The 18327-nt window shown below is 55.2% G+C and carries 13 protein-coding genes; 9 read left to right on the top strand and 4 right to left on the bottom strand.

Annotated elements, in window-relative coordinates; translation table 11 throughout:
* Window positions 1–39 precede the first annotated feature (39 nt).
* Both JR346_RS06760 and JR346_RS06755 read right to left on the bottom strand, forming a co-directional pair.
* The gene (locus tag JR346_RS06760) at window positions 40–834 is read right to left on the bottom strand and encodes an MIP/aquaporin family protein (protein WP_204876424.1); all 795 of its coding nucleotides are present in this window, start codon (window positions 832–834) and stop codon (window positions 40–42) included.
* A gap of 211 nt (window positions 835–1045) precedes the next feature.
* Window positions 1046–2788, bottom strand: a complete 1743-nt coding sequence (locus JR346_RS06755; RefSeq protein WP_240333900.1) for a glycerol-3-phosphate dehydrogenase/oxidase — start codon at window positions 2786–2788, stop codon at window positions 1046–1048.
* 107 nt (window positions 2789–2895) lie between these two features.
* On the opposite strand from JR346_RS06755, the gene JR346_RS06750 reads away from it, so the two are divergent.
* From JR346_RS06750 to JR346_RS06740, 3 genes are all read left to right on the top strand, one after another.
* A complete protein-coding gene (locus JR346_RS06750; RefSeq protein ID WP_205482037.1) occupies window positions 2896–3843 on the top strand; it encodes a sugar-binding transcriptional regulator in 948 nt (315 codons plus the stop codon).
* Window positions 3844–4199: 356 nt separating this feature from the next.
* Window positions 4200–5573 (top strand): 6-pyruvoyl tetrahydrobiopterin synthase, encoded by a 1374-nt coding sequence (locus JR346_RS06745; protein ID WP_240333899.1) that lies wholly within the window; start codon window positions 4200–4202, stop codon window positions 5571–5573.
* 12 nt (window positions 5574–5585) lie between these two features.
* Window positions 5586–6257, top strand: a complete 672-nt coding sequence (locus JR346_RS06740) for a hypothetical protein (protein ID WP_205482036.1) — start codon at window positions 5586–5588, stop codon at window positions 6255–6257.
* Between the two features lie 125 nt (window positions 6258–6382).
* On the opposite strand, the gene JR346_RS06735 is transcribed toward JR346_RS06740, so the two are convergent.
* Window positions 6383–7267, bottom strand: a complete 885-nt coding sequence (locus tag JR346_RS06735; RefSeq protein ID WP_205482035.1) for a LysR family transcriptional regulator — start codon at window positions 7265–7267, stop codon at window positions 6383–6385.
* Between the two features lie 137 nt (window positions 7268–7404).
* Between JR346_RS06735 and JR346_RS06730 the strand changes: the two genes are divergently transcribed.
* The 5 genes from JR346_RS06730 (at window position 7405) to JR346_RS06710 (ending at window position 14061) form a co-directional block, all read left to right on the top strand.
* A complete protein-coding gene (locus tag JR346_RS06730) occupies window positions 7405–10890 on the top strand; it encodes a bifunctional proline dehydrogenase/L-glutamate gamma-semialdehyde dehydrogenase (protein WP_205482034.1) in 3486 nt (1161 codons plus the stop codon).
* Window positions 10891–11185: 295 nt separating this feature from the next.
* On the top strand, window positions 11186–11575 hold the full coding sequence (gene gcvH / locus JR346_RS06725; protein ID WP_205482033.1) for a glycine cleavage system protein GcvH: 390 nt from the start codon (window positions 11186–11188) through the stop codon (window positions 11573–11575).
* Between the two features lie 287 nt (window positions 11576–11862).
* Complete coding sequence (locus JR346_RS06720; protein ID WP_204876410.1) at window positions 11863–12321, top strand: FHA domain-containing protein; 459 nt, start codon at window positions 11863–11865, stop codon at window positions 12319–12321.
* On the top strand, window positions 12321–13079 hold the full coding sequence (locus JR346_RS06715) for a MerR family transcriptional regulator (RefSeq protein WP_204876409.1): 759 nt from the start codon (window positions 12321–12323) through the stop codon (window positions 13077–13079). The genes JR346_RS06720 and JR346_RS06715 overlap by 1 nt, the downstream gene beginning before the upstream one ends.
* 391 nt (window positions 13080–13470) lie before the next feature.
* A complete protein-coding gene (locus JR346_RS06710; protein ID WP_204876633.1) occupies window positions 13471–14061 on the top strand; it encodes a MerR family transcriptional regulator in 591 nt (196 codons plus the stop codon).
* 96 nt (window positions 14062–14157) lie between these two features.
* Here the strand turns inward: JR346_RS06710 and JR346_RS10505 are convergent, their stop codons facing one another.
* Window positions 14158–14280 carry a hypothetical protein gene (locus tag JR346_RS10505; protein WP_255521863.1) on the bottom strand — a complete coding sequence of 41 codons (123 nt, stop codon included), beginning with the start codon at window positions 14278–14280 and terminating at the stop codon, window positions 14158–14160.
* 508 nt (window positions 14281–14788) lie between these two features.
* Between JR346_RS10505 and JR346_RS06705 the strand changes: the two genes are divergently transcribed.
* A complete protein-coding gene (locus tag JR346_RS06705) occupies window positions 14789–18238 on the top strand; it encodes a pyruvate carboxylase (RefSeq protein WP_205482032.1) in 3450 nt (1149 codons plus the stop codon).
* Window positions 18239–18327: the final 89 nt, after the last annotated feature.

Raw genomic sequence — 18327 nt, 5'->3', positions numbered from 1 at the left:
GAGGGGTGGACGCGTCCGCCCCGGTGGGGTGAAAGAAGGTTAGATGCCCAGCATGGTGGGAATAATCAGTGCTGCGGCAGTAGCGCCTATGATAGGGCCAACTACTGGCACCCAGGCGTATGCCCAGTCTGAGGAGCCCTTACCCTTGATAGGCATGAGGGCATGGGCGATGCGAGGTGCTAGGTCACGTGCCGGGTTGATGGCGTAACCGGTGGGGGTGCCCAATGAAAGACCGATTGCCAAAACGATCAGCGCTACGCCGAGTGGACCAAGACCTGAAGGAGTGAGACCTGATGCGACCACGAAGCCGACCAGAACGAAGGTGCCAATAGCTTCGGTGACGAGGTTCCACCCGTAGGAGCGGATTGCCGGTGCGGTTGAGAAGACACCGCGGGTGGTATTGGGTTCTGCTTCATCAAAGTGTTTCTTGAAAGCCAAGTAGGCAAGCCAGGCACCAACGAAAGCACCCAAGAACTCACCGGCAAAGTAAACAAACATGTTAGGCACGGTGGGGGCGATACCGGGGGCGAAGTCATTACCTGCTACAAAAAGGCCAACGGTAACTGCGGGGTTGAGGTGGGCACCCGAAGGAGCTGATACATAGACAGCGGCGAACACTGCCATCGCCCAACCGAAGCCGATGGTTAGCCAATCGGTATTTTTGGCTGCCGATTTGGGCAGGGTGACTGCGGCACAAACACCGGCACCCAAGAGAATGAGAACGGCGGTTCCTAGCACCTCTGAAGAGAAAACTCCCAGGGTGGTTGCTGTGCCCTCTGCTGTTTTGAGGGCGGTTGCGCCTTCGGCAACCAGCGTTGATGCTGACAAGCTCATGTGCGCGTCCTTTCTGTACGACTCTGTACGTTAAAGATTCTTACCGTGAAGAATATTTATGTAGTGAGAAATATATTTTCAAAACCCTAGGCAATAAGTCTGCCTTGTGGTGCTGAATGTGTAGCGGGAAAAGTGTCAGTTTCTGGCACTGGTGTAGCCTGCTACCCGGCTGATAGTGCCGAGCCGCAGGCTGCACCAGGGGTAGTTGTTGTTAGCCAACTACAGTTTCTGCGTTGCTCAGGTGAGCGGTTGCTGCGCGGTCAGTGGTCTCGGTTTCAGCTGCGGCAATAGCCTCCACACGGGCGCGGTAGGTATCTAGCTCGTGCTGTTCGGTGGCGGCGTCCCAACCGAGTTCTTCGCTCATGAGGGCGATAATTTCTTCGGCGCTTGTTAGGCCACGGTCACGCTGCTCAAGATCAAGGCGGACGCGGCGAATCAAGATATCTTCAAGGTGCAGGGCACCTTCGTAGCGCACGCCGAAAACGACGTCAGCGCGCAGGAACTGGGGTGCGTGCTCAAGGGGCTTGCCCAGTTCGGGGTTCTCTTTAATGAGCGCCAGCAGATCGTGGATCTCAGCGCCGTAGCGTTCGAGCAGGTGGGTCATGCGCTCATCGTTCCAGCCCTGTGCCTGGGCGATGGATGAGCGCGCTGCTTCAGCGGCACGATAACCGGTTGCGCCCACCAGCTCGATAGATTCGGTGACGCAGGGGCGGTACTTGGCGGTCTCTCCGAGAGCGAAATCAACGGCGTCCTTAGCCATGACGCGGTAGGTGGTGAGCTTGCCGCCGGCGATGGCGCTCATTCCCGGCGCAATCTCGGTAACGGTATGTTCGCGTGAAACCTTGGTAGAAGATGCCTCTGAACCTTCTTTGAGCTTGGGCTGCAGAAGCGGACGCAAACCGGCGTAGGTGCCGATAATATCGTCGGCAGTTAGTTCGTTATCCAGCAGGCGGTTGGCTTCATCAAGAACGTACTGAATGTCCTTTGACGTAGCTACCGGGTTGTTAATGTCTTCGGTGTAGGGCGTGTCGGTGGTGCCGATAATCCAGTATCGTTGCCAGGGAATAATGAACAGCACGGATTTTTCTGTCATGGTGAAGATGCCGCTGGTTGCTTTGATGCGATCGCGCGGTACCAGAATGTGAATGCCCTTAGACGCGAGCACTTCCAGCCCCGCGTCCTGGTTGGCAATAGACTGGGTTTCTTCTGTCCATACACCGGTGGCGTTGATGATGTGTTTTGCCTTAATAGTGGCGGTGTCACCGGTTTCTCGGTTGAGCACTTCGGCACCAATGACGGTGCCCAGGTTATTTTTGGTGACGTTGGTGAGCTTGACGCGAGAAGCCGCCAGAGCACCGTAGCCCGCTGCGGTGCGCACCAGGTCGATGACTAGGCGGGTGTCATCAACACGGGCATCGTAGAACTGAATGGCGCCGGTAAACACATCGTTTTTGATGTCGGGGAAGATTTTGAGGGCACCCTTTTTACTGAAGTGCTTCTGGGTGGGTACGGTGCGACGCCCGCGGGTACCTGCATAAGCCATAGCGTCGTACATACCGATTCCAACGGCCGAGTAGGCACGTTCAATCACGGGCATTTTCAGGGGCCAGAGGAAAGGCTGAGCTTTGACCAGGTGGGGAGCTGTTTTCTCTAGCAGAAGACCACGTTCTTTGAGGGCCTCTGCTACGAGCTTGAAGTCAAGGTTATAGAGGTAGCGCAGACCGCCGTGAACTAGCTTTGATGACCAGGCGCTGGTTCCGGTTGCCCAATCGCCGGCGTCAATAATGGCGGTGCGTAACCCGCGGGTGGCTGCATCCAGGGCGATGCCAGCGCCGGTAACACCGCCGCCAATGATCAGAATATCCACGCCTTCATCATCAGTCATGGCGTCAAATGCTTGCTGGCGTGAAGCTGCGTTGAGGTGGCTTGCGTGGGCGAAACGTGTGGTGTACACGGTGTGATGCCTTTCCTTTGCTTCTAAAAGTGTCTTGCAACCATCTTGACCTGTGAGTCAGCTCAACCCTAACAATATGAACGAATGTGCGCTATAAGATAAAAACTATGCACAATCGTTCACAATATATCTACGAAGTGGCTGACCTCTACTACATGCAGGGGCTCACTATGGAAACCATCGCCGCCCGCTACCAGGTGTCACGCGCCAGCATCTCCCGGCTTTTGAAGGATGCGCGGGCTGAGGGCATCGTGCGTATTAGTCTTAATGCGGAGTTTCGACCCAAAGATAACCTGGCGCAGAAAATCATGGACCGTTACAAGGTGCGGGCGCAGGTGGTGTCGGTGAATGCGTCCGCCAGCCCCATCACCCGCATGCAGAAGGTGGCGCGAGTAGCTGCGGAAGTTTTTGATTCCTGCATTGTAGAGGGATCGGTTGCTGGCATTGCTTGGGGATCAACCGTGACTGAGGTGGCAAAGTACCTGAAAAAGCGTCCGCTTAAAGATGTCACCGTGGTACAGCTCAACGGGGCGGGCAACGCCCACCATACGGGTATTCCGTACTCGGGTACTATCTTGGGTTCTGTCGCTGAAACCTACGGGGCTCAGATGATTCATTTTCCGGTGCCTGCTTTCTTTGACTTTGCTGCAACTAAACAGGCGATGTGGTGCGAGCGCAGTATCGCCGGGGTGCTGGCTGTGCAAAAAACAGTGGACGTTGCCCTGTTCGGTATTGGTGCTTTTGGCGGGGCTATACCGTCACACGTCTATAACGGTGGGTACTTTGATGCCGATGAACTCAAGAAGATGCGCGCTCAGGGGGTGGTGGGTGATATCTGCACCCTTCTTTTGCGAGAGGACGGTACATACGCCGACCTAGACATCAATGCCCGCGCTACCGGGCCCACCCCCGCAGAGCTTGCTAAGATTCCGCGGCGGGTGTGCGCGGCCTCTGGCGATCACCGAGTCAAAGCTCTGAGGGGTGCTTTGCGTACCGGCGCTATTACCGATTTGGTGGTGGATGCGCAGCTGGCTCATCTTTTGCTAGAAGTATGAGTGCTGTGATAGGCACTGAGGAGTGTTTCTGGAGGGGGGGGATTGACATAGCTCTAAAATGCTACGGTGAAAGTTACTCTTCGCTGATATAGTGTTGCTTGATACTCAATATACGCAACATTTTCGGAAGATTCTTGGGCTCTTGGGCTGTTGAGTCTAGATCTTGGAAAACGCGCAGATGAAATGAAGAATGAAATTCAATTTTTATATACATTTTTCTGTAAACCGCGTTGAATCTTTTACTGTCTTGAACGAGCGGGGGAGGAAGCCCCAATGTTTAGAGATTCTCACATTCGTTGAGCTATAACGGTAAATATCTTTCGGTGATGTTGTGATAAAAATAGCAAGGAAACTTCGTGACTGTTAGCGCTTATAACGCTGAAATTAATAGGGTCATTGGTGCGCCCGGTGTTGCCACCATGCATGGTGATGCCCAAGCATCAGATACCACCCCTCTGCCCGGTCCCGGCGCTGGCCCGTGGAATGTTAAGAAAATCCCTATGGGCGGTGCCTGCCCCACTATTTTGGCAGGACGCGACGGGTTTATTCAGGTGCTTTGTACCCAGGTGGCGGCAGAAGGGCAGTTCCTTGTTCCCAAAATTGCTATCGTTCACCCCAACGGTACTGAACTCGACCACCTGAACCTGCCCAAGGGTGCCTTGCTCGGTGGCGTGTATGCCTACCTCGATGAACAAGACCGTATGGTATTGGTTGATGGCACTAATACTCTCTTGCGTATTGCCCACCGTGCCGATGGGCGCGGTTTACGCGTTGATTCACGCGTGGATCTTAAGCGATACCTGAGCCAGATGGGTGGCGACCAGGTAGTAGGTTTGGTGCCCGACTGGCAGGGACGTGTATGGGTTGCTTCCAAGAACGGTGTAGTTGCCGTTGTTGATATGGAGCGCGGTGTTCTTCGTTCCTTGCGTCTGAACCGCTACTCCATGGACGAGCGCGTGGATAACTCCATTTCTGCCTGCCCTGCGGGCGTGAGCGTGGTGACCTCACACGGCATCTATATGCTCTCGGCAGCCGCTGATTCTAAGCCAGTCATTGACTGGGCACATTCGTATACTCGCGGTAGCGCTCGTAAGCCAGGCAAGCTGGCCTGGGGGTCGGGCGCGTCCCCCACCTTCTTCGGTCCCAACGGCTCAGACTACGTTATGCTGACCGATAACGGCGATGTCCAAGAAAACGTCATCGTTTACCGCACTAAAGACGGTTCTTTGGTGGGCGAAGCTGGGCTCTTTACTCCTGGCGCATCGGGTACTGAAAACTCTATGATTGGCATCGGCAACACCGTGGTGGGTGCCAACACCTTCGGTTACCCCTACCCTAAATACCCTGACGGCGCAGGTCCCTCAATACCCGCCTCAGCCCTTTTCGCACCGGGTATGGAACGCTGGGATGTCACTCCTAACGGTCTGAAGCGGATCTGGAAGCGCGATGATGTCTACTCATCGGCTGTACCGCGCTATTCCACAGCTGACAAGCTGATTTACACCTGCGAACGTCGCCGCGGCCCCGCCGGTCTAGCGGACGGCGCTTACGCGCACGCAACTATTATTGACATTGAAACCGGCCGTACCGTCTACTCCCAGCAACTGCCCGATCACGTCAGCATTCTACTCGGCGGCGGCGACACCCTGCAGATGGTAGGCACCATCGATACTTTCGGTACTTGGTGGCAGGGAACCATCAGCGGCATCTACCGCATCTCAAAGGCATAAGGAATCTAACCCATGACACAGAACTCAACCCGTCGCACCGCCCTCAAAGTGGGTGTGCTCTCAGTAGGCTTCACCGCAAGCACCGTGGCCGCCCACGCAGCGCCGCTGCCTCCCGGCGTGTACTCCCCGTCCAACCGGCGTCCTGCTACCAATCGTTATAACCGTAGAGTGCCTACCCCGATTGTTCTGGAGAACACTGCCGTTGAAGCGAACTTTCGGTCGGTTAAACTTGAGCTGATAGGCACGGGCGACCCCCAGCGTGTACAGTACGAAAACTCATCAGATACCGTCACCATGGTCAACATGCCCAATAAGTTGGTGATTCGCAACAACGGTAACCAGACAATTGCAGCCGGTACGACTATTGAGCTGAGCGCTCGCCGTTTGCGAGCCTCCGGTTTGTTGGAGAAGGACACGCGCGCATTCGTTACCCGCGCTGGTTCGTCCGGTGACCGCTTGGCGATGCGGGGCACACGCGTTGAGGGTGACACTAGCTTCCTCTCGCTGGCTTTTAATTTGCCTAGCGGCAAGGCATCAACTGTTGCCGTTGACTGGAAGGCCCACGCTTCGGTCAATAAGGCCAAGTATGCCCAGGTGCAGTTTGTGGCAAGCTGTGTTCTTGACGCTACTATCGATAACTTTGTGCAGGCGCAAAGCGCTGAGGTTGTAGCGGTTCGTCTCTAGTTTAAGGGGTAAATAACTCTCAAATGTATTAAGGCGGTAGTTGCCGGTAGCGATATGCGTTTCGGCTACTACCGTCTTTTTGTGTGCGTTTATAGCGTGAAAAGGGGTGGGAAATGGCTGAATACTTAGTGGTTGACGGCGTGCTGTAGGGCTTCTCTAACGGCGGTAATAGAGAGCTGATCGCGCGATTCGGTGCGAGTTACCACAAAAATCTTACGGCTTTGCTCTTCGTGGTCGATGAGTCGTACGCCGTCAAGGCTATCGATTGCTTGCACAATGAAGTGGGGAACCATCGCTGCTGCCAGCCCCGCTTTAACCAGGTGGACGTGGGTGATGACGTCATCTATTTCGTAGCGAATAGTCGGGTCGAAACCGAAGGAACGGCAACGATTGATCGCCCACTCTCGGCTGGTGTTGCCGGGGCGTTCCAATACCCAGGGTAGGGCATGCGTATCTGCAACGTGTTCAACTGCCGAGCTTGTAGGCACCATGAGGTGCAAAGGGTCGTGGGTGAGCAGATCGTAGCTAAGTTCGCTCATTTCTGGAATGAAATGGTGGGGGTAGGCTTCTGCGATGGTGATGTCGAATTCGCGGCTTTTGGTCATGGTGAGTCCAATTTCTGGCTCTATTTGCACTGCGTGCAGGGCGACCTGCGGGGCATGCTGAGCGAGGTATTCCAGTGCCTTCGGTAGCACAGCGAGCGCGGCGGATTGAAAGATGGCGATTCGTACGGTGCCGCTGGGTTCACCGGTGAGTCTTTCGATGCGGGTTTTCATGGTGTCGAGTTCGCTGAGGACGCTGCGGGTGCCTTCAATGAGGATGCGTCCAGCTTCGGTGAGCTGGTAGCGGCGGCGGACGTGGGTGAGTAGGGGAGTACCGACCTCTTTTTCGAGTGCTGAGAGTTGCTGTGAGATTGCTGATGGGGTGAGATGCAGGGTTTGTGCGGCGGCGGCTAGAGTGCCACGTTCGTGGACTTCGAGCAGCATATTGAGTCGGCGTACGTCGTACATCTGACGACCTCCAATATTTAGAAAAACTAAAGTATATATCTAAAGATAATTTAATTTTACTAAAGTGGTGAGCTGGGACATAATGTAGAAGAAACAATTACTGACGTCACTGGTTCAGGTGACTACGGAGGTTTGAGATGAACGAGAAGGTATTTGCCTCAGCACACTACCAGCAGATGGCACAAGAGGCTGTTAGCCTGGTTGAAAACTGGGTGAAAGATGCCCAGAATATTCCCGCAGATGCTTCAGCGCAGAAGCTGGCGGGCGTCCTTAAGGATCCCAACGGTCTTGAGTTTACTGTCGGCTTCGTTGACGGTGTAGTTCGCCCTGAAGATAAGACTGTTGCCGGTAAGAATCTGGCACGTATTGCTCCGCTGGTTCCAGGTTTCTTGCCCTGGTACATGAAGTCAGCGGTAAATGTTGGCGGTAAGCTCGCGTCACAGGTGTCAACCCCCACTGTCGATATTGCCCGCAAGGTGCTGCGTCAGATGGTGGGTCACCTGATTGTGGACGCCCGTGATGAGAAGCTCGGTCCTGCCATTGAGCACTTGACCTCCACCGGTAACAAGCTCAATATCAACCTTCTGGGTGAAGCGGTACTGGGCGATAAAGAAGCTGCTCGTCGTCTGAGCGAAACCAAGCGACTGCTGGCGCGCGATGATATCGACTACGTTTCGATTAAAGTGTCATCGGTACTGGGCCCCCACTCTCACTGGGCATTCGACGAGGCAGTGGACCACGCCGTCAAATCTTTGACCCCGCTCTATGAGCTGGCCGCAAACTCTCCCGTCAAGAAGTTCATCAACCTTGATATGGAAGAGTACAAGGATCTCGATATGACCATTGAGGTCTTCACCAAGATTCTTGATCAGCCCCACTTGAAAGACCTTGAAGCGGGCATCGTATTGCAGGCTTACCTGCCCGATACCCTGGACGCGATGATGCGTCTGCAGAAGTGGGCAGCTGCTCGCGTTGCTGATGGTGGCTCACGCATCAAGGTGCGCCTGGTAAAGGGCGCTAACCTTTCTATGGAAGTTGTTGAGGGCGCTCTGCACGGTTGGCCTCTGACCACGTGGGATTCCAAGCAGCTCTCGGATACTAACTACAAGCGCATCCTTGATTATGCGCTGCAACCTGAGCACGCTAAGAACATTCGCCTCGGCGTTGCTGGTCACAACCTCTTTGATGTTGCCTTTGCCCTGCTGCTAGCAGAAGACCGCGGTGTAGCAGATTCTGTTGAGTTCGAAATGCTCATCGGTATGGCAGCTCAGCAGGCAGAAATCATCCGCCGCCGTGTGGGTCACCTCTTGCTTTACACCCCCGTGGTGCGCCCCGAAGAATTCGACGTGGCAATCTCTTACTTGGTGCGTCGCCTTGAAGAGAACGCATCCAGTGAGAACTTCATGAGCGCTGTCTTTGACCTCAACGATTCCAAGGAGCTCTTCGAGCGCGAAAAGAACCGTTTCTTGCGTTCGCTGAACTCGGTGACCGACGAGGTTCCTGGTCCCAAGCGTACCCAGAATCGTCTGGAGGAGAACGCTGGGAACGTCTTTGTGCCCCGCGGCGAGTTCGATAACACCCCCGATACCGACCCCTCCTTGAGCGCTAACCGTATCTGGGGTCGTGAGATTCTGGAACGTTCTAAGACCACCACCTTGGGCATTGACACCCTGGCCGTCAACGAGGTCGATTCTAACGAGCGCGTTGAAGAGCTCATTGATGAAACTGTGGCTGCGTCCAAAGCCTGGGGTGCCCTCAGCGGCAAGGAACGCGGTGATATTCTGCGCAAGGTGGGCATCGAGCTCGCCGTGCGCCGTGATGAGCTGCTTGAAGTTATGGCGTTCGAAGCCGGCAAGACTCTTGAACAGGGCGATACCGAAGTATCAGAAGCTATCGACTTCGCCTACTACTACGCCATGCTGGCTGAAAAACTTGAAGAATTTGACGGAGCTATCGCCCATCCGGTCAACCTAACCCTGGTGATTCCGCCGTGGAACTTCCCAACCGCTATTCCTACCGGCGGTGTGCTGGCAGCGCTGGCAGCTGGTTCGGGTGTTATCTTCAAGCCCGCATCCAACACCGCCCGCACCGGTGCTGTCATCGCAGATATTCTCTGGGACGCAGGCGTGCCACGCGAAGTTTTCAAGCTGGCTAAATTCACCAACAGGGACGCCGGTCAGCACCTGGTAGCTCACAAGGCAGTTGACCGTCTGATTCTCACCGGTGGTTACGAGACCGCTGAAATGTTCCGTTCATGGCGCAAGGACCTTCCCCTCTTCGGTGAGACCTCCGGCAAGAACTCCATCATCGTTACCCCTAATGCTGACCTTGATCTGGCAGTGAAAGACGTTGTCTACTCAGCCTTCGGTCACGCCGGTCAGAAATGTTCAGCAGCATCAACCGTCATTCTGGTGGGTTCAGTAGCTACTTCAAAGCGTTTCAAGAATCAGCTTCTTGACGCGGTACGCTCCTTGCATGTTGCCTACCCGCAAGATATTGAATCGCAGATGGGCCCGATCATCTCAGAACCCGAAGGCAAGCTGCTACGCGGTTTGACCACCCTCGAAGCGGGCGAGTCATGGGCAATTGAACCCAAGAAACTCGATGACACCGGCAAGCTCTGGTCACCCGGCGTCCGCGTTGGCGTCAAGCCCGGCTCTGAGTACCACCTCACCGAATACTTCGGCCCGATTCTTGGCATCATGACCGCCAAGACCCTCGAAGAAGCAATCGAACTGCAGAACGCACCCGACTACGGTCTGACCGCAGGTCTGCACTCCTTGGACTCCAAAGAACTCGATTTGTGGCTCTCCAAGGTTCAGGCAGGCAACCTCTACGTCAACCGCGGTATCACCGGCGCTATCGTACGTCGCCAGCCCTTCGGCGGTTGGAAGAAATCAACCGTAGGTTCTGGCACCAAGGCGGGTGGCCCCTCCTACCTGGTGGCACTCAGTGACTGGGAGTCAGCAGAATCAACTGCTACCCAGACCCCGAGCGTTGCCGGTGTACGCGAGGCGCTCGCGTCCTTGCGTGAACCCACCGCTGGTACCATTGAGGATCTCGAGTACCTGACTCGCGCCACCTCATCAGATGCTGAAGCCTGGGCACTAGAATTCGGCGCCAAGCATGATCCTTCCCAATTGGGCGTGGAGCGCAATATCTTGCGCTACGTACCCCAGCAGGTTCAGGTTCGCTTGGACTCCACCGGTCAGCTCATGCACGGTATTCGTGTAGTGCTAGCGGGGATCGCAGCGGGCGCTCCCGTAGAGCTCTCCACTGCTCAGGAGATTCCCGTTGCTGCTCTGGGCGCTATCGAAAACGCAGGCGTCAAGGTAGTGGTAGAAGATGACGCAACCTACCGGGCAAACCTTGCCGAACTAGCTCACAAGAGTATACGCGAACTTGAAAGCACCGCACTGGGTGGTTCACGCATCCGTTACATTGGCACTGATGCGTACAGCGTTTACGAGGCTCTGGGTGGTCGCCCCGATATCGCGGTCTACACCCAGCCCGTTACCGAGTCAGGACGTGTGGAGATGCTGCCCTTCGTCAAGGAGCAGGCAGTTTCCATCACCGCCCACCGCTTTGGTAACCCTGACCACTTCTCAGAGGGCATCATCTAAATTAGAGCCTCGCAGAGAAGCTAAAAGCACTAGCATGTGCTAGCGAAGCCCCTAGGTACCCGCACAGTCGAAAGATAAACGCGGGTGCCTGGGGCCTTTGAGCGTTGAGAAAGATGGGGATTTCGCAATCTTTTTTACGACTCTAATGGTCCGTGCATCACAGATGGATGTAGCCTGTGACATACTGTGAGATGTTAGAAAACATAAGACTGAACCACAGTCTTAGAACTACCGCTTTCAACCCTTTTCACACACGGGTTAGCTTTCACGAGAAGTGACTGAAAGGACTCATATTATGAGCAACATTCCCGCAGGCCTTAAGTACACCGCTGAACACGAATGGGTTGCTAGCCCCACCGCAGAGGGCACTGTTCGTGTGGGGATTACCGACCACGCGCAGGACGCGCTGGGTGACGTAGTTTATGTTGATCTGCCCGAGGCAGGCGAAACTTTTGATGCTGAAGCAACCTTCGGTGAGATTGAGTCCACCAAGAGCGTTTCAGATCTTTTCTGCCCCGTCACCGGTGAAGTTGTTGCTATCAATGACGCGCTTGAATCAGACCCCGCACTGGTAAACTCTGACCCCTACGGCGAGGGCTGGCTGATTGAGCTGCGTCCTGCAAACGCTGCCGACATTGATTCTCTGCTCTCAGCAAGTGATTACGAAGGTGAAATTGCTGAGTAGTCGCTAAAATTTTTAAACCTCTTCCGGGTACTCGGTGGGGTCTTGAGGACTCAGTGTAAGGAGGGCTCCACCGGTGGTGGAGCTCTTCTCGTCTCTTCAATTTTTAGGGTAGAGCGGCGCACCGAGTAAAAAAGTGCTAGAAGCTAGTCAGTTTGAAACTCACCGGCTAAGATTGAACTACTGATTCACTGTTTACCGAATCGTTACTATTTACAAGGGTCCGTTACCTGAACGTGACCAATTGTAAGGTGAACACTCTCGTTTCTCTATTTTCAAGGAATAACTTCATGGTGCAGAACCCCGATGCACACCCTGCTACATCGACTCTTTCGATGATTCGTTTTACTCCTTCCCCGGCGCAAAACACTTCCTACTCTCTCTCACCCGAAGAGCAGAACACCATTGCAACCCTGCCTGCCGGTTCAGCCCTGCTGATTGGCATTGAGGGGCACACAACCGGCACCCGTTTCTTGCTAACCGTTGAGCAGGATGCAACAGGTGCAGACAAGGCAATCGTTGCCGGACGTAAGCCCACCAGCGAAATCTTCCTCGATGATGTTACTGTTTCGCGTGAACACGCTGTATTCACTCCCAACGTAGGTACCTTCGTCCTGACCGACGCGAACTCACTTAATGGCACCTACGTCAATGGTGACCGCGTTGATAACGCATTTTTGAAGAACGGCGATGAGATTCGCATCGGCAAGTTCCACTTTGTCTTCTTCTTGGGGCTTGGGCAGCAATAATGCCGCACAACTTCGCAGAGTCAGAGGAAGTGGAGGGCTCAGTACGCGATCGCAAGAACAAAACGATTGGTCAGGTGCTGAGCCAGCTTGACGCTGATTTTCCGGGGATCAGTGCCTCAAAGATTCGCTTTCTCGAAGATAAGGGATTGGTTTTTCCGCAGCGTACGAACACGGGGTACCGCAAGTACTCACAGAATGATGTGGAGCGCCTGCGGTACATTCTTGAATTGCAGCGTGATCAGTATCTGCCGCTGAAGGTTATCAAAGACCGGCTAGAGGCAGTAGATGCTGGGCGTTTAGCTTCGCCCTTTGCTGAGGTGAACCTTGAAGCTCACAGCGATGAGGAACCTACCGGGGGAGCTGCCGCAGAACCCAAGGAAGGCGCTGCCGATCCGGCGCGTACCTATTCTTTACGAGAGCTAGCGGCAAAAACCGGGGCTGAGTTGCCCTTACTGCGGGAGTTGCTGAACCACGGTTTGATTCGTGAATCAGAAACCGGGTATGACGAATACGATGTTGTTGTGGTGCAGGTCTGCTTAGATTTGACGCGCCACGGGTTGCAGCCTCGTCACCTGCGTTCTTTTAGATCAGCTGCCGAACGCGAAGTAGGACTGATTGAGACCGCCGTAGCCCCTCTTGCCTTGCGTAAGGACGCCTCTTCAAGGGCTCAAGCTGCAGAGCGTGCCCAAGACATCGCTCAGCTTTGTCTGCGTCTGCACATGACCCTGGTCGCTGCATCCATGCCTACCTATGAGTAGACGGCTGCTGAATAAATTTCTCTAAAGACGGTGCCGATCAGTGCTCTCTTCTCTGCTTTCTCAGCACAAGGGCGGGTGCAAGAGTGTGCCGGTTGCGTTGTAGCCTCTTGCCCTGCGCTGAAGTGTGCCCAACACACACTGCCTGCGGTGGGGCAGTGCAAGTCACTGATAAACATGAATTTTTAGGCGTGTTAAAACGCAGCAAAAGCCCGGTGAGGTTTTAAGCTAACTAAGTCCCTCAATTCTACGGTTTTGGTAGTGAGCGAGTAGGATGGATTGAACGTACGCGCATGTGTGAAAGGATGTTGTCGTGGCTAAAGATTTTTCAGCCCTTGATCCCCAAGAGGGGTCAGACCGTAGCTCCGCACACCTTCGCGCGGCAGAGTTGCCGATGGACCAGCCCCTGCTGGGTTTCGACCAGGTGATGCCTCAGCAGCCCCCTCAGGGCGAACAGGGCGTTCTTTTCAACGATTCTCTTTCTTTGGTTGATGAGAACCTGGGCTACCGCGGACCGACCGCCTGCAAAGCAGCCGGTATCACCTACCGCCAATTGGACTACTGGGCACGCACCCACCTTGTAGAACCGACCGTGCGCTCAGCGTCAGGTTCTGGAACTCAGCGTCTTTATAGCTTTCGCGATGTTCTGGTACTAAAAATCGTTAAGCGTTTGCTCGATACTGGCGTTTCACTTCAGCAGATTCGTTCATCCGTTGACCACCTGCGCACCCGCGGTGTTGAAGACCTTGCTGGTATTACCCTGATGAGTGATGGCGCATCTGTTTACGAATGCACCAGCGCCTCAGAGGTCATTGACTTGGTTCAGGCAGGGCAGGGCGTCTTTGGCATTGCCATTGGTCGCGTATGGCGCGAACTAGAAATTAACCTTTCGCAGCTGCCCGGCGAATCCACTGCACAGCTGACTGAAGAGGAAGTGCATGATGAGCTTTCAGCTCGTCGAGCGCGTAAAGCTCAGGGCATGTAAAAAGTTTTAGAAAAAAGCGGCGGTGCCACCAGTGAAATAATTGGTGGCACCGCCGCTTTTGGGTTTCTCATGGCCCGATGGATGCGTCAGTTGGCATCAGGAGAGCTTTTTGATCCAGGGTGTCGCAACCTGCCCCTGTTCTGGGTCAGTCTCATCGTTAGCCACTTCAATTTCATTGGTCAGGCGGTTGAGCGCCTGCGCGTAGATCAGCGCCTTCATGCGCGCACTCATGACCGAGCCACGAGTAACTTTTAGGTCTGCACCGGGTAGGTTACCGCTAAAGTCGCTCTAGGGAGAGGTTGCCAAAGAATCTTTGAGTGCTACATCGTAGTCTCAAGCAGTACCTGCCCAATCTCGTTACCTTCGTGACTATTTGTTGCCAAGACAGTGGACGCGTCCGTGTGCGGATCAAGATCATGGGCCAGAACGTGCAAGCCCCGAAAGAGGGCGCAAGGCGCACTTCTTCATGCTACAGAAATTTGTGAGTGGTAGAGAAGTTTATTTTGGGTGTTCTTATGGGGAAGAGAGAGACTTTATATGAAGCGCAGATCAGATTCTTAGGTGATGGCGCTCATATAAAAGACAGGTCATTACAAGACCCGTCCCAAAAGTGGACCGAAATGATGAAAATTAGGTTTCCTGTGCCTATATTGGTGCTAGTTCACACATTAGTGGAAGCAAGTCGCACCGCAGCACCGTAGCTGCGGCAAGACAGAAACGGAATAACATGTTTAACAAGGTTCTTGTTGCAAACCGTGGTGAAATCGCAATCAGGGCGTACCGCGCTGCCTACGAGTTAGGCGCCCAGACGGTCGGCGTCTTTCCTTACGAAGATCGTCACTCGATTCACCGTCAGCAAGCCGATGAGGCTTACCCCATCGGTGAGGAAGGGCATCCCGTTCGCGCCTACCTCGATGTAGATGAAATCATTCGCGTTGCCAAAGAAGCCGGCGCGGATGCTATTTACCCCGGTTACGGTTTTCTTTCAGAGAACTCTGATCTGGCACGAGCTGCGGCTGATAACGGCATTACCTTCATCGGGCCGCCCCCTGAGGTTCTTGAACTTGCCGGTAATAAGGTGGCAGCCCTCAAGGCGGCTCGCCGCGCAGGTATTCCCGTGCTCGCGTCCTCAGAGCCTTCTAAGGACGTTGACTACCTGCTGGGTGAAGCCGATAAGATTGGCTTCCCGATTTTCGTGAAAGCTGTTGCAGGTGGTGGCGGTCGCGGTATGCGCCGCGTAGAAACCCGTGAAGCGCTCAAAGACTCTTTGGAAGCTGCGATGCGCGAAGCAGACACAGCATTCGGTGATCCTACCGTCTTCCTTGAGCAGGCTGTGCTGCGTCCTCGCCACATCGAGGTGCAGATTCTTGCCGACTCCCAGGGCAACGTAGTACACCTTTTTGAGCGTGACTGCTCCCTGCAACGTCGCCACCAGAAGGTCGTTGAAATCGCTCCGGCACCCAACCTCGACGATTCTATCCGCCAGGCACTCTTCCGCGATGCGGTCGCTTTCGCTAAAGAACTGGGCTATGTCAATGCCGGCACCGTAGAGTTCTTGGTTGATACTGCCGGTGAGCGCGCCGGTCAGCACGTCTTCATCGAAATGAACCCCCGTATTCAGGTGGAGCACACCGTCACCGAAGAAATCACCGACGTTGACTTGGTGCAGTCTCAGATGCGTATTGCCTCTGGCGAGAGCCTAGAAGATTTGGATATTCGCCAGGACGAGTTGCAGGTGCGCGGTGCTGCCCTTCAATGCCGTATCACCACCGAAGACCCCGCGAATGGCTTCCGCCCTGACGTGGGTAAAGTGTCATACTACCGCTCCGCAGGTGGCTCAGGCATCCGCCTTGACGGCGGTACGGTCTACACCGGTGCTCAGATTTCCCCGCACTTCGACTCCATGCTGGTGAAGCTCACCTGCCGCGGACGCGATTTCCGCTCGGCCGTGCAGCGTGCTCAGCGTGCGCTGGCAGAGTTCCGTATTCGTGGCGTCGCTACCAACATCCCCTTCCTCAAAGCTGTGTTGGAAAACGAGATTTTCCAGTCGGGCGATGTCTCGACCCCCTTTATTGATGAGCACCCTGAGCTGACCAATACCAAGGCATCTGCTGACCGTGGCACCAAAGCGCTCCAGTACCTTGCGAATGTTACTGTCAACCAGCCCAACGGCGAGCGCATCGAGGGCCCTGATCCCCGCAAGAAACTACCGCGCTTTCCGGGGGATAAGCAAGAAGAACCATTCCGCACCCCCTTTGACGCATCAGAGCATGAGCCTCCGGCAGGTTGGCGTCAGAAGCTGCAAGAGTTAGGGCCGGACGGTTTTGCCCGCTACCTGCGCAACTACAAGCCCGTAGCGGTTACCGACACCACCTTCCGCGATGCGCACCAGTCTATTCTTGCCACCCGCGTCCGCACCCGTGACCTGCTGGCAGCTGCGCCCGCAGTTGCTCACACCACCCCCAATATTTTCTCGATTGAGGCATGGGGCGGTGCAACCTACGATGTTGCTCTGCGCTTCCTCTCAGAAGATCCCTGGGAGCGCCTGGCGCACCTGCGTAAGGCAATGCCGAACGTGCCGATTCAGATGCTGCTGCGCGGTCGCAACACCGTGGGCTACACCCCGTACCCCACCGAAGTAACCGACGCTTTTGTTGCTGAAGCAGCTGCTACCGGCGTTGATATCTTCCGTATCTTCGATGCTCTTAACGACATATCGCAGATGACTCCCGCCATCGAGGCTGTGCGTAAGACCGGCACTGCGGTTGCCGAAGTTGCGATGTGCTACACCGGTAACCTGCTGGACGACAACGAGAAGGTGTATACCCTCGACTACTACCTGGATCTTGCCCAGCAGATCGTGGACGCCGGCGCGCACATTCTGGCGATTAAAGACATGGCTGGTCTGCTGCGTCCTGAGGCAGCCCGCCGCCTGGTGACCGCCCTGCGTGATCGTTTTGATTTGCCGGTTCACTTGCATACCCATGACACCGCTGGTGGTCAGATAGCAACCCTGGTTGCTGCGGTTGAGGCTGGTGTGGACGCGGTAGACGTCGCAACCGCTTCAATGGGGGGCACCACCTCACAGCCCTCTTTCTCAGCTTTCTTAGCGTCGCTTGACGGTACTGAGCGTGCTCCCGAGGTTGATATGGACGCAGTGCTGGCGATGGAGCCCTACTGGGAGGCAGTGCGTGCGATTTACAAGCCTTTCGAGATGGGTCTGAACTCACCGACCGGTCGCGTATACAACCACGAGATTCCCGGTGGTCAGCTCTCGAACCTGCGTGCGCAGGCAACCGCTCTGGGGCTGGGTGACCGCTTTGAGGCGATTGAAGATATGTACGCGGCAGCCGATAGGATGCTGGGTCATATCGTGAAGGTAACCCCCTCATCCAAGGTTGTGGGTGACCTTGCCCTGCAGCTGGTGGGTATGGGCGTGACCCCCGAGGACTTCGAGAAGGATCCGCAGACCTTCGACATCCCCGATTCTGTGATTGGGTTCCTCAATGGTGAGCTGGGTACCCCGCCCGCTGGTTGGCCTGAGCCTTTCCGCACCCGTGCTTTGGAGGGGCGCACACTGGCTAAACCCACTATTAAGGACATTTCGGACGAGGACGCGCAAGCGCTGGCAGGAGACCCGGCAACCCGCCGTGCAACCCTCAACCGTTTGCTCTTCCCCGCACCCACTCGCGAGTTTGAGGCAGTGCGCGAAGAATTCGGTGACGTCTCTATCCTGCACACCCGTGATTTCCTTTACGGCATGATGGAAAACCGCGAGCACGTCATCTCATTGGGTAGGGGGGTGCGTCTGATTGCAACCTTGCAGGCAATTTCAGAGCCCGATGAGAAGGGTATCCGTCAGGTCATCTGTACTCTCAACGGTCAGTCACGTACCGTTGAGGTTCGTGATAACTCAGTGGAATCCAACGTGAAGACCGCTGAGAAGGCGGATCCCGCTAATCCCTCACACGTTGCTGCACCCTTTGCCGGTGGCGTTACCATCACCGCTAAGGTCGGTGACACTATTGAGGTGGGCGATCAGATCGCGACCATCGAGGCTATGAAGATGGAAGCCTCCATCACCTCACCGGTCGCCGGTACGGTAGAGCGCGTTGTTTACAACGAGGTCTCCAACGTACAGGGTGGTGACCTGCTGATTGTGGTCAAGACCGACTAGTCTAGGGCACCTCTGGTAAAAGTCAGCCCGGTGGGTGGCGTGCTTCTCCTTGTGGAGAAGGACGCGCACACCGGGCTTTTTATGCGCGC

It is taken from the genome of Rothia sp. ZJ932 (assembly GCF_016924835.1).
Classification (GTDB): domain Bacteria; phylum Actinomycetota; class Actinomycetes; order Actinomycetales; family Micrococcaceae; genus Rothia.
Note: the sequence above shows the minus strand (reverse complement) of the source record. Positions and strands in the feature narration are given on the sequence as shown.